Source organism: Micromonospora sp. WMMD1219 (genome assembly GCF_049315215.1).
GTDB lineage: Bacteria > Actinomycetota > Actinomycetes > Mycobacteriales > Micromonosporaceae > Micromonospora > Micromonospora tulbaghiae.
In genome coordinates, this window is the sequence record NZ_CP186057.1 from 2842782 (window position 1) to 2857532 (window position 14751).

At 73.2% G+C, this 14751-nt stretch carries 15 protein-coding genes; 6 read left to right on the forward strand and 9 right to left on the reverse strand.

Features of this window, described 5'->3' with window-relative positions; translation table 11 throughout:
• Positions 1-29: 29 nt before the first annotated feature.
• Entirely contained in the window at positions 30-926 is an 897-nt protein-coding gene (locus ACN27C_RS13695) for a Gfo/Idh/MocA family protein (protein ID WP_422751295.1), read from the forward strand.
• A 424-nt stretch (positions 927-1350) separates the two neighbouring features.
• Entirely contained in the window at positions 1351-2157 is an 807-nt protein-coding gene (erm, locus tag ACN27C_RS13700) for an ErmE/ErmH/ErmO/ErmR family 23S rRNA (adenine(2058)-N(6))-methyltransferase (protein ID WP_358176253.1), read from the forward strand.
• Here erm and ACN27C_RS13705 read toward each other — a convergent pair.
• Complete coding sequence (locus ACN27C_RS13705; RefSeq protein ID WP_091422483.1) at positions 2141-2335, reverse strand: DUF2795 domain-containing protein; 195 nt, start codon at positions 2333-2335, stop codon at positions 2141-2143. The two genes, erm and ACN27C_RS13705, sit on opposite strands and share 17 nt — an antisense overlap.
• 89 nt (positions 2336-2424) lie before the next feature.
• Between ACN27C_RS13705 and ACN27C_RS13710 the strand changes: the two genes are divergently transcribed.
• The gene (locus ACN27C_RS13710) at positions 2425-3681 is read left to right on the forward strand and encodes an erythromycin esterase family protein (RefSeq protein WP_422751296.1); all 1257 of its coding nucleotides are present in this window, start codon (positions 2425-2427) and stop codon (positions 3679-3681) included.
• A gap of 34 nt (positions 3682-3715) precedes the next feature.
• Here ACN27C_RS13710 and ACN27C_RS13715 read toward each other — a convergent pair whose 3' ends face one another.
• From ACN27C_RS13715 to ACN27C_RS13725, 3 genes are all read right to left on the reverse strand, one after another.
• Positions 3716-5896, reverse strand: a complete 2181-nt coding sequence (locus ACN27C_RS13715) for an MMPL family transporter (RefSeq protein WP_422751297.1) — start codon at positions 5894-5896, stop codon at positions 3716-3718.
• A gap of 28 nt (positions 5897-5924) precedes the next feature.
• On the reverse strand, positions 5925-6470 hold the full coding sequence (locus ACN27C_RS13720) for a TetR/AcrR family transcriptional regulator (protein ID WP_120574154.1): 546 nt from the start codon (positions 6468-6470) through the stop codon (positions 5925-5927).
• A 91-nt stretch (positions 6471-6561) separates the two neighbouring features.
• Positions 6562-6963 carry a winged helix-turn-helix transcriptional regulator gene (locus tag ACN27C_RS13725; protein ID WP_422751298.1) on the reverse strand — a complete coding sequence of 134 codons (402 nt, stop codon included), beginning with the start codon at positions 6961-6963 and terminating at the stop codon, positions 6562-6564.
• A gap of 89 nt (positions 6964-7052) precedes the next feature.
• Here ACN27C_RS13725 and ligD point away from each other — a divergent pair, with 89 nt between their 5' ends.
• On the forward strand, positions 7053-8012 hold the full coding sequence (gene ligD, locus ACN27C_RS13730; RefSeq protein ID WP_357896759.1) for a non-homologous end-joining DNA ligase: 960 nt from the start codon (positions 7053-7055) through the stop codon (positions 8010-8012).
• A gap of 12 nt (positions 8013-8024) precedes the next feature.
• On the opposite strand, the gene ACN27C_RS13735 is transcribed toward ligD, so the two are convergent.
• On the reverse strand, positions 8025-8756 hold the full coding sequence (locus ACN27C_RS13735) for a DUF1275 family protein (RefSeq protein ID WP_091422508.1): 732 nt from the start codon (positions 8754-8756) through the stop codon (positions 8025-8027).
• Between ACN27C_RS13735 and ACN27C_RS13740 the strand changes: the two genes are divergently transcribed.
• Together ACN27C_RS13740 and ACN27C_RS13745 are read left to right on the forward strand one after the other, a co-directional pair.
• Positions 8749-9189: a hypothetical protein gene (locus ACN27C_RS13740; protein ID WP_422751299.1), complete on the forward strand. Its 441-nt coding sequence runs from the start codon at positions 8749-8751 to the stop codon at positions 9187-9189. The two genes, ACN27C_RS13735 and ACN27C_RS13740, sit on opposite strands and share 8 nt — an antisense overlap.
• On the forward strand, positions 9173-10324 hold the full coding sequence (locus tag ACN27C_RS13745; protein ID WP_233585546.1) for a cupin domain-containing protein: 1152 nt from the start codon (positions 9173-9175) through the stop codon (positions 10322-10324). Before ACN27C_RS13740 ends, ACN27C_RS13745 begins: the two co-directional genes overlap by 17 nt.
• Before the next feature lie 46 nt (positions 10325-10370).
• Here ACN27C_RS13745 and ACN27C_RS13750 read toward each other — a convergent pair whose 3' ends face one another.
• The 4 genes from ACN27C_RS13750 to ACN27C_RS13765 all read right to left on the reverse strand — a co-directional run bounded on the left by ACN27C_RS13750 (position 10371) and on the right by ACN27C_RS13765 (position 14729).
• Positions 10371-12368, reverse strand: coding sequence for a LuxR C-terminal-related transcriptional regulator (locus ACN27C_RS13750; RefSeq protein WP_422751300.1), 1998 nt, complete (start codon positions 12366-12368; stop codon positions 10371-10373).
• Between the two features lie 95 nt (positions 12369-12463).
• Positions 12464-13441 (reverse strand): ABC transporter permease subunit, encoded by a 978-nt coding sequence (locus ACN27C_RS13755; protein WP_422751301.1) that lies wholly within the window; start codon positions 13439-13441, stop codon positions 12464-12466.
• The gene (locus tag ACN27C_RS13760; protein WP_422751302.1) at positions 13438-14337 is read right to left on the reverse strand and encodes an ABC transporter ATP-binding protein; all 900 of its coding nucleotides are present in this window, start codon (positions 14335-14337) and stop codon (positions 13438-13440) included. The genes ACN27C_RS13755 and ACN27C_RS13760 overlap by 4 nt, the downstream gene beginning before the upstream one ends.
• Positions 14334-14729: a GntR family transcriptional regulator gene (locus ACN27C_RS13765; RefSeq protein ID WP_120573333.1), complete on the reverse strand. Its 396-nt coding sequence runs from the start codon at positions 14727-14729 to the stop codon at positions 14334-14336. Before ACN27C_RS13765 ends, ACN27C_RS13760 begins: the two co-directional genes overlap by 4 nt.
• Between the last annotated feature and the right edge of the window lie 22 nt (positions 14730-14751).

The following is a 14751-nucleotide window of genomic DNA, read 5'->3' on the forward strand; positions in this document are numbered from 1 at the left end:
GTGGCGGACGTCGACGGCAGGGGGCCGGGGTGCGGTTCGGGTTGTTCGGCACGGGTTACTGGGCGGCGCAGACGCACGCCGCGGCCATCGAGGCGCACCCGCGGGCCCGGCTCGCCGGCGTGTGGGGGCGCAACCCCGCGAAGGCGGAGGAACTGGCCACCCGGCACGGCGTGCCGGCCTTCACCGACGTCGACGCGCTCATCGACGCCTGCGACGCGGTCGCCGTGGCGCTCCCGCCGGACGTGCAGGCCGACATCGCCGTCCGGGCCGCCACCGCCGGGCGGCACCTGCTGCTGGACAAGCCGCTGGCGCTCGACCTCGCCGACGCCGACCGGGTGGTCGCCGCGGCGCAGGCGTCCGGGGTGGCCTCGGTGGTCTTCTTCACCCAGCGCTTCCACCCGAACGTCACCGGCTTCCTCGCCGCGACCGCGGCGGCCGGCGGCTGGCAGCACGCCCGCGCCACCATGTTCGCGTCGATCTTCCAGCCGGGGAACCCGTACGGCGACTCGGGCTGGCGGCGGGAGCGCGGCGCGCTCTGGGACATCGGCCCGCACGCGTTGTCGCTGATCCTGCCGGTGCTCGGCCGGGTCACCCGGGTCGCCGCGATGGACGGCCCGAGCGGCCTGGTGCACCTGCTGCTCACCCACGACGGCGGCGCGACCAGCTCGCTCTCGCTCACCCTGGACGCGCCGTCCGAGGCGGTCACCCGGGACTTCGTCTTCTTCGGCGAGAACGGCACCGAGACGGTGCCGCCCGGCGACGGCAGCGCGCTCCAGGCGTTCGGCGCGGCGCTCGACCAGTTGCTGGAGGAGGTCGACGCCGGCACCCGCGACCACCGCTGCGACGTGCGGTTCGGCCGCGAGGTGGTGGCGGTGCTGGACGCCGCGCAGACCGCCCGGGCGCAGGGACGCACAGTCGACCTGTAGAAAACCGGTCGCCCGGGCCCGACCCGGTCGTTAGCGTGGCGGCATGTTCACGCATGCCCTGATCCGTGTGGCCGTCGCGCCGGCCGCGTGTGGGCTCCTCCTGGACGCCCGTCCGCGGTTCCGGCGCCCGGCCCTGGCCGGCCGGTACGCCGCCCGCGTCTGACCTGACCGCCGGTTCCCGACCTGCCCCGAGGGGCGCCGGTCGTGCCACCTCGCCGAGGTGGCGGTACCCGTGGTTCGTCCACACCACCTCGCCGAGGTGGCTGTCTCCGGCATGCGCCGCGTCCCGGCCATTCCCCAGGGTCGTCCGAGTCCCGATCCGCTCGGACCGCCCGCCCGATCCGCCCCACGCCGCCTCGACGGCGGGGGACACCCGCGCAGCGGTCCGTACCCGTCGCCGTCCGGCGACAGACAGGACGAACCCGTGGCGCCCCGCCGAAACACCGCACGCGACCGGTCCCGTCGCGTACTTTCCCAGAACTTCCTCGCCGACCCGGCCGCCGTCGCGCGGATGGTCCGCGCGGTCCGGCCCGGCCCGGACGACCTGCTGCTGGAGGTCGGCGCCGGTCGCGGCCGGCTGACCCGGCCGCTCGCCGCGCGGTGCGGGCGGCTGATCGCGTATGAGGTAGACCCGGCCGTGCTGCCCGAGCTGACAGCGGCCTGCGCTCCGCTGCCGAACGTCGAGGTACGGGCGGCCGACTTCCTGACCGCGTCCCCGTCCGCCGGCCCGTTCTCGGTGGCGGGCAACATCCCCTGGTCGCTCACCGCGGCGGTGGTCAGGTGGTGCCTGGCCGCACCAGGGTTGCGTACCGCGACGCTGCTCACCCAGCTCGACTACGCCCGCAAGCGCACCGGCGACCACGGCCGGTGGAGCCGGCTCACCGTGCTCACCTGGCCCGAGTACCACTGGCGGCTGGCCGGGCGAGTGCCCCGGACCGCGTTCCGGCCGGTGCCGGGCGTGGACGGGGGCATCCTGCGGCTGGAACGCCGGACGACGCCACTCGTGGCGCCGGCCGCGCTGCCCGCGTACCGGCGGATGGTGGAGCTGGGCTTCGGCGGAGTCGGCGGCTCGCTCGCGGCCTCGCTGCGCGCGGGCCATCCCCGGCCGCGGGTCGACGGCGCGTTGCGGGCCGCGCGGATCGCGCCGGACACCCCGGTCGGGCTGGTCTGGCCGGAACAGTGGCTGGTGCTGTTCCGGCTGCTGCACGCGCCGCTCAACCGGCGAGCGTGACGAGCGCCTCGACCAGTTCGGCCGGGGTGTCGAACTCCTCGGCCGGCAGTGTGCGCAGCCGCTGGAGCGTCTCGGTGCTGGCGCCGTTCTCCTGGCCCCAGCGGACCAGGTCCTCCCGGGAGACCGGGTAGTCCAGCCCGGCCAGGAACTCCTGCAACTGCGCGCCGGTGACGGTCATGCCGCCCGGCTACCCGCTGCGCCCGGCGGCATGCCCGCCGCCGGGACGCGGCGGCGGTTTGTCCCGGCGGGCCCCGGGTAGCCGCGGACATGCTGGTACAGCGGCTCGGCGCGCCGAGCGACTTCGACCCCTTGCTGGACCGCGTGCGGGACGCCCGGGTGGTGATGATCGGCGAGGCGACGCACGGCAGCTACGACTACTACCGGCTGCGGGAACAGTTGACCCGGCGGCTCATCGCCGAGCAGGGGTTCGACTTCGTGGCGGTGGAGGGGGACTGGCCGGACTGCGACCGGGTGCACCGGTCGGTGGTGGGCGCGCCCGGCGGTCTCGCCGATCCGCTCGTCGCGCTGGAACGGTTCGAACGCTGGCCTACCTGGATGTGGGCGAACGCCGAGGTGGCCCGCTTCTGCCGCTGGCTGCGGGCGTGGAACCTGGAACGCCCCGAGGGGGAGCGGGCCGGCTTCCACGGGCTGGACGTGTATTCCCTCTGGGAGTCGATGCAGGCCATCTTCGATTACCTCGGTGAGGAGGACCCGGCCTCGCTTGAGGCGGCCCAGGAGGCGTACCGCTGCTTCGAGCCGTACGGCAAGCGGCCCGAGGAGTACGGGATGGCCAGCCGGTTCGTCTCCGCCCGGTGCGAGGAGGAGGTGGTCCGGCTGCTGGCGCGTACCCGGGAACAGGCCGCCGCGGACGGCCCGGACCGCTTCTCGGCCTGGCAGAACGCGGAGGTGGTGGCCGGCGCGGAACGGTACTACCGGGCCATGGTCGGCGGCGGTCCCGAGTCGTGGAACGTCCGCGACGTCCACATGGCCGACACGCTCGACCGGCTGCTCGACCGGTACGGTCCCGGCTCGCGGGGCATCGTGTGGGCGCACAACACGCACGTCGGCGACGCCCGGGCCACCGACATGGCGGCGGACGGCATGGTCAACATCGGACAGCTCGGCCGGGAACGGCACGGCCGGGACGCGGTGGCGCTGATCGGCTTCGGCAGCTGGCGCGGCAGCGTGGTGGCCGCGCCGCGCTGGGGCTCACCGGCCGAGACGATGGTGGTGCCGCCGGCCCGGGAGGGTTCGGTGGAACACCGGCTGCACGAGCTGATGCCGGAGCGGGCGGTGCTGGTCTTCGGCGGCGACGACCAGCCGGAGTGGGTGACCGGCGAGGCGGACCACCGGGCCATCGGGGTGGTGTACGACCCGAGCTTCGAGTCCTGGGGCAACTACGTGCCGACCCGGCTGGGTGAGCGCTACGACGCGTTCATCTGGTGCGACGAGACGACGGCGCTGCACCCGCTGCCGGCGTGCGTCACACCCGGCGAGATGGAGACGTATCCGGCGGGTGTGTGACGGGTGGGGCCCCGCGGGGCCCCACCCGTGCCGATCACACGTTCGCGTGCTGCTTCTCGGCGAGGTGGGCGCGCAGGCCCTCACCCTCGACGTCCACGTTGGGCAGGATCTTGTTCAGCCAGCGCGGCAGCCACCAGGCGGCGTTGTTCAGCAGCGACATCACCGCCGGCACGATCGTCATCCGGACCACGAACGCGTCGATGGCGACACCGATCGCGAGCGCGAAGCCCATCGACTTGATGATCGGGTCCTCCAGGAACACGAAGCCGCCGAACACCGAGATCATGATGAGCGCGGCGGCGGTGACCACCCGGGCGCCGTGCCCCATGCCGTTGATGGTGGCCTGCTGTGCGGTGTCGCCGTGCACGAAGTCCTCGCGCATCCGGGAGACCAGGAAGACCTCGTAGTCCATGGCCAGGCCGAACAGGATGCCGATGAGCAGGATCGGCAGGAAGCTGACCAGCGGGGCCGGCGTGTCCAGGCCGACCAGGTCGGCCAGGTGGCCCTGCTGGAACACCGCGACGGTGATGCCGAACGTGGCCGCCACGGTGAGCAGGAAGCCCAGCGCCGCCTTGACCGGCACCAGGATCGACCGGAACACCAGCATCAGCAGCAGGATCGACAGGCCCACCACCAGCAGCAGGTAGACCGGCAGCGCGTCGGAGAGCTTCTCCGACACGTCGATGCCGACCGCTGTGACGCCGGTGAGCAGCACGTCGGCGTTCTGGATGCCCGAGACCTGCTTGCGGATGTCGTGCACCACGGTCTCGGTGGCCTCGTCGGTCGGCCCGGTCTTCGGGATCACCCCGATCAGCGCGGTACGCCCCGACGGGTCGACCTGCGGCGGCGCCACCGCCAGCACCCCGTCGGTCTTCTGCACCAGCGCGGTCACCTGCGGGATGGCGGCCTGGGTGTCCTGCGGCGAGTCGGCGGTCACCACGACCGCGAGCCGGCCGGTGAAGCCGGGGCCGAAGCCCTCCCGGATCAGGTCGCTGCTGACCCGGGCCGGAGTGCCCTCGGCGGCGGCGGAGGCGTCCGGCAGCGCCAGGCGCATGTCCTGGGCCGGGATCGCGAGCAGGCCGAGGCCGAGCAGCCCGACCAGGATCACCGGGATGCGCAGCTTGGTCACCCACCGCGCCCAGCGGAAGCCGAAGCCGGAGCGGTCCTCGGAGCCGGTGGCCGGGTCCTCGACCGCCTTCCGGTCACGCAGCTTGCGCGGCAGCACCTTGTGGCCGGCGAAGCCGAGCAGCGCCGGGGCCAGCGTGATCGCCACCAGCACGGCGATCGTGACGGTGCCGGCCGCGGCCAGGCCCATCACGGTCAGGAACGGGATGCCCACCACGGCCAGGCCGGCGAGCGCCACCACCACGGTGGCGCCGGCGAAGACCACTGCCGAGCCGGCGGTGCCGACCGCCCGGCCGACCGCCTCCTCCGGGGAGAGCCCGTCGAGCAGGTTCTGCCGGTGCCGGGAGGTGATGAACAGCGAGTAGTCGATGCCGACCGCGAGGCCGAGCATCAGCGCCAGGATCGGCGCGGTGCTGGTCAGCTCGACCGCACCGCTGAGCGCGAACAGACCGGCCATGCCGACACCCACGCCGATCAGCGCGTTCAGCATGGTCATGCCGGCAGCCACGAGCGAGCCGAACGTGATCACCAGGACGATCGCCGCGACCAGCACGCCGATCGCCTCGGTCGAGCCGACCTCCGGCTCGGCGTTGAGCACCTCACCGCCGGGGGCGATCTGCCAGCCCTGCGCCTCGGCCTGCGCGCCGACCTTCTCGTACGCGTCGCGCTGCTCGTCGGTGACGTCGTCGGCACCGCCGGCGAACTGCACCTGGATCAGCGCGTACCGGCCGTCCGGGGTGAGCGCCTGCGCCTGGTACGGGTCGACCGCGCCGATCACGCCGGGCAGCGTGGCCGCCTCCTGCGTGACCTGCTTGACCACCGCCTGACCGGCGGGCGTGGTCAGGGCGCCGTCCTGTGGCGCCTTGATTGCGATCGTGCCGGTGGCGCCGCTGGCCGCCGGGAAGCGGTCGGCGAGCAGGTCGATCGCCTTCTGCGACTCGGTGCCCGGCATGGTGAAGTTGCTCGCCGTCGGGCCCCGCAGCGTGGCCGCGGCCAGGCCGAGGCCGACGAGTACGACGAGCCAGACGACGGCGACGAGTCGCCGCCGGCGCAGGGATGCCCGGCCGAGCCGGTACAGCAGGGTCGCCATGGACCTTCCTTGTCCTCGCAGGAACGGATCAGGTGGTGACTTCGAGCGCGCGGTACGCCACGGCGAGCAGTGCGGGTCGCAACTGTTCGTCGGGGATGTCCAGGAACTCGCCGCAGGTCTCGGCGATGCCGGCGAGCACGACGAGCGCCGCGACGCGTGCCTCCGGACGGTCGGAGAAGCCGGCGAACGCGGCGACGAGCCGTTCGGAGATCTGCTGGATGTGGGCGAACGCGGGCTGCTGGAGCAGGTCGGGGAACTCTCCCCGGAGCAGGGCGATCTCCCGGCGGAAGCGGACCGCCAGGTCGACGAAGCCGTCCGCGGCGACGCGCTGGGCCTCTGCGCCGGTGTGCGCCGCGATCCGGGCGTCCAGCTCCTCCAGCACGGTGATGGCCGGGGCCATCAGCTCGCAGAGCAGGGCGTCCTTGCTGGCGAAGTGGTAGAGCACCGTCGCCTTGGAGCAGCCCACGTCGCGGGCGATGTCCTGGAGAGAGGTGCCCTTGTACCCGGTGACGGCGAACCGGCGAGCGGCCGCGGCCAGCAGCTCGTCGTGGGTGGCGGTGGTGGGTCGCGCCATGTCCTCCAGCATGCCTGACCGATCGGTCAGGTGCTGACCGATCGGTCAGATCCACCGCGTGGCGTTCACCACAACGGCCTGTTTCCGCAGGTCAGGCCGGTGGGCCGCCGCGCCGCCGGTCGTACTCGGCCCGCGCCGTGCTGATCGCCTCCCGGTGCCGCTCCGCCCAGCTGGTCAGCGCCACCAGCGACTCGTACAGTTCCTGGGCCATCGGCGTCGCGGTGTACTCCACCTTCGGCGGCACCGTGGGATGCACGTGCCGGTCCAGCAGCCCGTCGCGCTCCAGGTTGCGCAACGTCAGCGTGAGCATCCGGCGGCTGATCCCCTCCACCCGGCGCTCCAGCTCGGTGAAGCGGACCGGCCCGGCCGAGGCGGCGATCAGGATGCCGATGGCCCACTTGCCGCCGACCCGGTCCAGCGCCTCCCGCACGGTGCACGCGCTGGCCTGCCCGGCCGCGCCGGCCCCGCACTCGTCCGACTCTGCCTCACCCACGCCCCGATCGTCGCAGGTGCGGGCCGGCGAGGCGCGCCGGGCACCGTGTCGGGGTTGCCGAGCCGGGCCCGGCCCGGGATGGTGGTCCGATGGGTGCCGCCGACGAGACCCGGGCCGGAGTGTCGCTGACCAACCTCGACCAGCCGCTGTTCGACGGCGCCGGGGCGACCAAACGCGACCTGGTCGACTACCTCGACGCGATGAGCGACCGGATCCTGCCGGAACTGCGCGACCGGCCGCTGTCGGTGCTGCGGGTGCGGCCCGGCCAGGAGCCGTTCATGCAGAAGAACCTGCCGAAGTACACGCCCGACTGGGTGCGCCGCACCGAGGTCTGGGCGGAGGCGTCGCACCGGCGGATCTCGTACGCCCTCTGCGACGACCGGCGGACGCTGCTCTGGTTCGCCAACCAGCGGGCGGTGGAGTACCACCCGACGCTCGCCCGCGCCGGGCAGCCCGAGCATCCGACCCACCTGGTGCTCGACCTGGACCCGCCGGAGGGGGACGCGTTCGGCGCCGTGGTGCGGGTCGCGCTGCTGGTGCGGCAGGCGCTCGCCGACGCCGGGCTGGCCGGCGCGGTGAAGACGAGCGGGGCGAAGGGGCTGCACGTGATCGTGCCGGTCGACCCGGCCACCACGGCCGAGGAGGCCGCCGCGGCGACCCGGGCGCTCGCCGCCCGTACCGAACGGCTCGACCCGGCGGCCGCGACCACCGCGTTCGTCGTCGCCGACCGCGGCGGCCGCGTCTTCGTCGACTCCACCCGGGCGTACGGGGCGACTGTGGTGGCAGCCTACAGCCCTCGGATCCGGCCCGGCGCCCCGGTGTCGTACCCGGTGGGCTGGGCCGACCTGGAGAGCGCGAGCCCGGCCGACTTCACCGTGCGGACCGTGCCCGCGCTGCTGGGCGACCGGGATCCGTGGGCGGAGGCGCTGCCCGCGCCGCAGCGCCTGCCGGCGGAGCTGGTCGAGCAGGGGCGGACCATCCCGGTGGCCCGGGTCCAGGCGATGCACGAGGGCAAACGCCGCGCCAAGGCCCGCCGCGAGGCCGGGTGACGCCGGTCCGCGTCAGCGGCGCCGGGTCGCCGTCGCCGGCGGGCGCTTGCCCCAGGTGAGCGCGATCAGCACCACTGCCAGGGCCCAGGTGACGATCATCGTCCAGATCGGGCGGGTCTCGGTGGCCGCGCCGACGAACCCGCCGATCGCGTAGCTGACCAGGCAGAGCAGGCCGGTCGCGGCGAGCCGCCCGGCCGCGCTGCGGCCCTCCGGTTCGAACACCCAGTCGGCGATGCCCTTCGTGGTGCGCAGCACGGTGCCGGTCTGGTACGACGTGGCGGTCTGCACGCCGAACGTGCGGACGATCAACCCGCCGAGGATGCCGACCGGGAACGCCAGCAGCGCGGTCAGGATCGTGCGCTCGGTCAGCGAGTCGCGCCCCGAGTCGAGGGAGCGGTCCACCAGGCCCCAGAGCACGAGCAGCGCCAGCATGGCGAGCAGTTCCATGCCCGGCGGGGTGAGCGGGCCGGCCGGGCGCAGGCGGCGGATGCCGGCGCCGAGCAGGCCGCCGAGGCCGAACGCGACAAGCGACGCCACCGCGGCCGGCCAGGGCGGAAAGTGATCGGCGGCACCCATTCCGACGAACGCCACATTGCCGGTCTGAATACCCACGAACACCTTGTACTTGAGGAACGAGAATGCGTCGACAACACCGGCGAGGCCGGTGGCGAGCGCAAGTGCCAGAAACGGTACGTGGAAGTCGTATTCCCCCACCCGCCAGCGATCCTCCGCGTTGTTGGACATCGCCCTCCCTACCCCTGGTCGCACCCGCGAAACCGGTGGGGCGCGCGATGCGCGGAAGTGCCGGGAAAAGGGTTTCCCGTCCGTTCCGGTGAATGGCGCGATCGCGTTATTCACCGGGGGGATCCGATTCGGCAGCATCGCAATTGCGTCTCGACGGCGAGACTCGAAGCCGAAGGAGGCCGAGCGCATGTTCGTGCTCCCCGTCGCCAGAATCCGCGTCACGTTCTATTCGATCGCGGCCCTGGCTGTCGCCGGAGTCGCCACTGATGCTCCGATCTGGAGCATCGCGGCGTCGCTGTTCCTCTGTGTCGCGATTCCGCTCGCGGTGGCCTTTCAGAGCCCGGAACACCTGCGGGCGTTGTTCGTCCCGTCCCGGGCCGCCGAGTCGGCGGCCCTCACCCGGAAGGACATCCGTCATGCCCAGATCCACTGACCCCGTCGGCAAGAATCCGCCGAAGGACACCGCGATGGTCGGTACGGTCCCGCGCAACCCGGCGATCGACGACACCCACCCGGACCTGGTGAACCCGCCGTCGACCGACCACGGCCTCATGCCGAACCTGGTGTTCCCGTTCTCGCTGGCGCACACCCGCCGGGAGAGCGGCGGCTGGACCCGGGAGGTCACGAACCGCCTGCTGCCGATCGCCCACGACCTGGCAATCGTGAACATGAAGCTCGATCCCGGCGCCTACCGGGAACTGCACTGGCACATCCAGTCCGAATGGGCCTTCATCCTGTCCGGCAGTTGCCGGATCGCCGCGGTGGACCAGGAGGGGCGCAACTTCCTGGAGGACGTCAAGGCGGGTGACCTCTGGTATTTCCCGGCCGGCATTCCGCACCACATCCAGGCGTTCGAGGAGGGCGTCGAGTTCCTGCTCGTCTTCGACGACGGGTGCTACTCCGAGGACGGGACGTTCCAGGTGACCGACTTCTTCGCGCACGTGCCGCGGGAGGTCATCGCCAAGAACTTCGGCTGGACCATGCAGCAGATGGCGAACTTCCCGGCGGAGTCCGAGCGGTACATCTTCCCGGGGCAGGTGCCGCCGCCGCTGGCCGAGGACCGGGTCTTCAGTCCGACCGGCGACGTGCCCCGCACGTTCAAGCACAGCCTGCTCGCCCAGACGCCGGAGAAGTTCGAGGGCGGCAGCGTACGGATCGCCGACTCGAGCAACTTCGCGGCGGCGGTCACCACCACCGCCGCGCTGGTGGAGATCGAGCCCGGCGCGATGCGGGAACTGCACTGGCATCCCAACGGCGCGGAGATGCAGTACGTCATCTCGGGCAAGGGGCGGATGGGCGTCTTCGCCAACCACGCCACGGCCCGTACCTACAACATGGAGACCGGCGACGTCGGCTACGTGCCGATCTCGATGGGCCACTACATCGAGAACATCGGCGACAAGCCCTTCGTCTACCTGGAGCTGTTCCGGACCGCGAAGTTCGAGGACGTGTCGCTCGCGCAGTGGCTGGCGAACATCCCGCCGGAGGTGGTCGCCGACACGATCAACGTGCCGCGCGAGCTGGTCGAGGCGCTTCCGAAGACGAAGAGCCCGCTGCAACGGCACTGAGGACGTGGTGCTGAGCGCGGACGCCACAGGGTCGTGGCGTCCGCGCTCAGCCTTCGTCCCGCGACTCCCAGACCAGCGCCAGCTCCACCCGGTTGTGGACGCCGAGCTTCGCGTAGATCGAGCGCAGGTGGGTGTCGACGGTGTGGAACGAGACGAACAGGTCCCGGGCCGCCTCCTGCTTCGTCATGCCGACCGCGAGCAGTTCGGCCACCCGTACCTCGGCGGGCGTCAGCGCGGCCACGGCCGGACGGCAGACCTCGTCGCCCGCCGGGCCGTCGTGCTCCCGTGTCCCGCCGGCACCCATCCGGGTGTACATCGCGTCGGCCTCGGCCAGCAGGTCGAACGTCTCGGTCGGTGGCAGCCCGGGCGACCGCGCCAGGTCGTGCAGCGCGTCGGCCAGGGCCGGCCGGGCGGAGGTGGTGCGGAGCAGCCGTACCGCCGCGCGCAGCGCCGCCGGATCGCCGGTCAGCAGCCCGTCGGCCTGGTGCGCCACCCCGCGCCAGAGCGCGTTGTTGGTCATGCCGGCGGCCCGCTTCAGGTGGTCGGCGAGGATCCCGGCCCGCTGCCGGTCGCCGAGCGCCAGCGCCGCGCGAACCAGTCGCGGGCCGTGGTGCGGCACCAGCAGCAGGGGAGCCGCCGAGCGGTCCGGCATGGCGAAGGCGGCCTCCAGGAGCGCGGCGTGCCGGCCCGGTTCCGGATCGCCCGCGGCGGCGCAGCCGAGCCGGAACCACTGCATGTCGTCGGGCCAGCCCACCGCGGGACGTTCGTCGGCCAGCAGATCCCGGGCCGCGGCCACCTCACCCCGGCGCAGCAGCACCTCGACGACCGTGGCGAGCAGGTCCACCCGCGCCTGCGCCGGCAGGGCGCCACCGCGTTCGGTCAACGCGAGCCGGGCCCGGACCTCGGCCTCGGCCAGCTCACCGGTGGTCAGCCGCAGGACGCAGTCCAACGCGGTCACCAGCGGCTGCCCCACCGTGCCGAGCGTGTCGATCTCCGCGGAGACGCTGTCGAGCGCGGTCGCCGCGTCGACGTACCGGCCGAGCGCGATCTGGTTCGCCACCCGGTCGACGCGCAGGAAGACCGCCTGGGTGCGGGCGGTGGGCTCGCCCGCGTCCACCTCCCGCAGGATCCGCGCGGCGCGGGGCAGATCGCCGGCCGCGGTGGCCCGGGACGCGTGCGCCAGGGCCAGGCGGATACCGCCGCCGGGGGAGGGGCTGCGTTCGTGGGCCCGCTCCGCCGCCGCCACCAGCTCGGCGGCGTCCGGGTGCCCGAACCGGGCCGCCAGCGACGCCAGCATGGTGAGCGTCCAGCTCCGCCCGGCGGCGTCCAGCTCCTGGTTGAGCGCCTGCCCGAGGTACGTCAGGGACAGCGAGGGACGCTGCGTCGCGTAGTAGGCCCCGAGCCGCCCGAGCAGCATCGCCCGCTGCCGTGGCCCGTACCGGTCGGCGGCGACCTCCCGGTGCAGCATCCGCAGCGTCTCGTCCACCCGGCCGGCCAGATAGAGGTTGTCGGCCACGTCGACCAGCCGGGCCAGGCGCTCGTCGGCCGGGCCGGGCGCGGGGGTGGCGAGCAGCAGATCCGCGGCGAGGCTCGGGCCGACCGCCGGGTCGCCCGCCAGCCGCGCGGCGAGCGCCCGGGCGGACCGGCTCACCGCCGGGAGCACCCGGAGGAGCTGCCGGGCCGCCTGGGCCGGGCGCCCGGCGTCGGCGAGCACCTCGGCCGCCGCCTCGCGCAACGCCTGGCGTACCGACGGCGGGGTGTCCCGCAGGACGTCGTCGCGCAGCGCGATCGAGGCCAGCCGCAGCCCGGCGGCGGTGTCGACGAGGAACCCGCGCGAGATCAGCTCCTCCACCGTCGCGTCGACCGGCTCGTCCGGTGCGGTGCCGGTGCATGTGGCCACCGCTTCGAGGAACCACAGGCCGCAGGGGGCGTCGGCGACGGCGATGCCGCGCAGGACCCACCGTTGCGTGGTGGTCAGTGAGGAGGGAACGCCCGTGTGCATCTTGGGACGGTTGGTCAGCGGCGTCTCGGGCAACTGGCTCACCTTCGCAGGTGCTGTGGTTCGACCCGTTCACCGCGAGGTTAGCCAGCTCACGACCGGCCCATCCGCGAATCGGGGACAAAGGTGAGGGTGGCTCACTAGAGCACGCGGCGCCGGACCCGCCACACCACCACACCGACCAGGATCGCCGCGACGGCGACGAACACTGCCGCCTCGATGAGCTGGAACGTCCAGAACCGGTCGGCCGGGTGGTAGACCCCGAACTGCTGGATGCCCCGCGCGTGCAGGAACTGGTTGACGTTGGCGCCGGCCCGGTTGGCGGCGTCCTCCAGCTCGTAGTACTCGACGCTGCTCAGCCTGTGCCCGGTGGCGTCCGCGTAGCCGCGTTCGATCACCCAGTCGGCGACGCCGGGCACGAACCGGTGCCCCGCCTGGTCCGTCCCGCCGCCGGCGGGGACCGGCTCCATGGCCGTGAGCGGCGTGGCGTACGCGGGACGGGCCAGCAGCGCCACCGACATCCGGGCGGCGAGGAACGCCCCGAACGCGACGCCGAACGCGGGCAGGCTGCGCCGCAGGATCGCCCCCGCCGCGGTGGCCACGCCGAACGCGAACAGCGCGTACGCCACCGGCACAAGCCCCTCCAGGTCGAAGGCGTCGTACTGGAACCGCCCCTCCCACGCGTCTAACGGCTGACGGAACCAGGTGAGCACCGCGGTGAACATCCCGGTGAGCACGACTGTGACGCCGGCCAGCGCCACGAGCTTGGCCGCCAGCCAGCGCATCCGCGGCACGGCCTGGGTCCAGGCGAGCTGCCAGGTGCCGTCCTCCAGCTCGCGCGCGAGCAGCGGCGCACCGAGGAACGCACCGATGACGACGGGGACCAGATAGAAGGCCGCAAGGAGGTTCTCGACGTACCCGTACTCGTCGTCGAGCCGGCGGAAGGAGGCCGCGCAGGCGTCGCCGACACCTGCCTCTCCCGCACAGCGGGCGGGACCGCCGGGGAACAGGTCGTGGGCCTGCGTCCCGAGCACGAGCAGGGCGACGCCGAACACGCCGACGAGCAGGCCCAGGACGCAGACCTCGGTCCGGTGCTGACGCCAGATCAACCACGTCACGCCGCCACCCCCGACGGGACACCGGCGCTCGGCTCGGACGGCCGGCGCAGATACGCCAGCACCAAATCCTCCAGCGCGACCGGCCGGGCCTGCCATCCCGGCGCGGCCGGGATGCCGCCGTCGCGTACCAGCAGGGTCGTGTGCCGGTCGCTGTGGACGGCCTCCACGACGGCGGCGGCCCGGTCGAGGTCGTTGGCCGTGCGCGGGCCGACGAGCAGCCGGTGCTCGGCGAGGAGGGTGTCGATGTCACCGGCGAGCGTGACCCGGCCCTGGTTGAGCACGACCAGGTGGTCGCAGACGCGCTCCAGCTCGTGCACGACGTGGGAGGAGAACAGGACTGTCACCCCGCCCTCGGCCACCGCGCCCATGAGGACCTGGAGGAACTCGTGCCGGGCCAGCGGGTCGAGGCTGGCCACCGGCTCGTCGAGGACGAGCAGCTCCGGCCGCTTCGCCAGGGCCAGAGCCAACGCGACCTGGGCCTGCTGCCCGCCGGAGAGCGAACCGGCCCTGCGGTCGAGCGGGATGCCCAGCTTCGCCAGCCGGCGCTCGGCCAGCCCCTGGTCGAACCGCAGGTTGCAGGCCCGGCCGAAGCGGAGCATCTCGGCGACGGTGAAGCGCTTGTACAGCGGGTGGTCCTGGGCCAGGAACCCGACCCGGGACAGGGTCTGCGGGGTGCTCGCAGTGACGTCCCGGCCGAGGACCTCCACCGTGCCGGTGCTCGGTGCCAGCAACCCGACGACCAGGCGCAGCAGCGTGGTCTTGCCCGCGCCGTTCGGCCCGACCAGGGCGATCACGCCGCCCGCAGGCAGGGCCAGGGTGCAGTCGCGCAGCGCCCAGCCCTTCCGGTACCGCTTGCCCACACCGTCGGTGCGTAGCGCCGACCCGGTCGCTGTCACGCCACGTCCTCTTTCCTGGTCTGCTGGTGGACGGAGGTGAAGAGCGCGTCCACCGCCTGCTCGTCGAGGCCGGCCGCGTAGGCGCGGCGCAACCAGGTCTCCAGGCCGCGGCGCAGCGACGTGTACGTGGACGCCGACATGGCGGCCGACTGCTGTTCGTTGACGAACGTGCCCTGGCCGGGCCGGCCGGTGACCAGGTTCTCCTGCTCCATCTGCCGGTACGCCTTGGCGACGGTGTTCGGATTGATCGCCAGGTCCTCGACCACCTCGCGGATGAGCGGGAGGCGGTCACCGGGCTGGAGGAAGCCCAGCAGCACCGCCTGGCGGACCTGCTGGACGAGTTGCAGGTACGGCGGCACGCCGGAGTGGGTGTCGAGCCGGAAGACGAACACGATGCTCCTCACTGCTTTACTA

Coding starts and splice junctions, on each gene's coding strand:
- ACN27C_RS13705 (WP_091422483.1), bottom strand. CDS start 2,335: ATGACCGTCACCGGCGCGCAGTTGCAGGAGTTCCTGGCCGGGCTGGAC.
- ACN27C_RS13710 (WP_422751296.1), top strand. CDS start 2,425: ATGCTGGTACAGCGGCTCGGCGCGCCGAGCGACTTCGACCCCTTGCTG.
- ACN27C_RS13715 (WP_422751297.1), bottom strand. CDS start 5,896: ATGGCGACCCTGCTGTACCGGCTCGGCCGGGCATCCCTGCGCCGGCGG.
- ACN27C_RS13720 (WP_120574154.1), bottom strand. CDS start 6,470: ATGGCGCGACCCACCACCGCCACCCACGACGAGCTGCTGGCCGCGGCC.
- ligD (WP_357896759.1), top strand. CDS start 7,053: ATGGGTGCCGCCGACGAGACCCGGGCCGGAGTGTCGCTGACCAACCTC.
- ACN27C_RS13735 (WP_091422508.1), bottom strand. CDS start 8,756: ATGTCCAACAACGCGGAGGATCGCTGGCGGGTGGGGGAATACGACTTC.
- ACN27C_RS13745 (WP_233585546.1), top strand. CDS start 9,173: ATGCCCAGATCCACTGACCCCGTCGGCAAGAATCCGCCGAAGGACACC.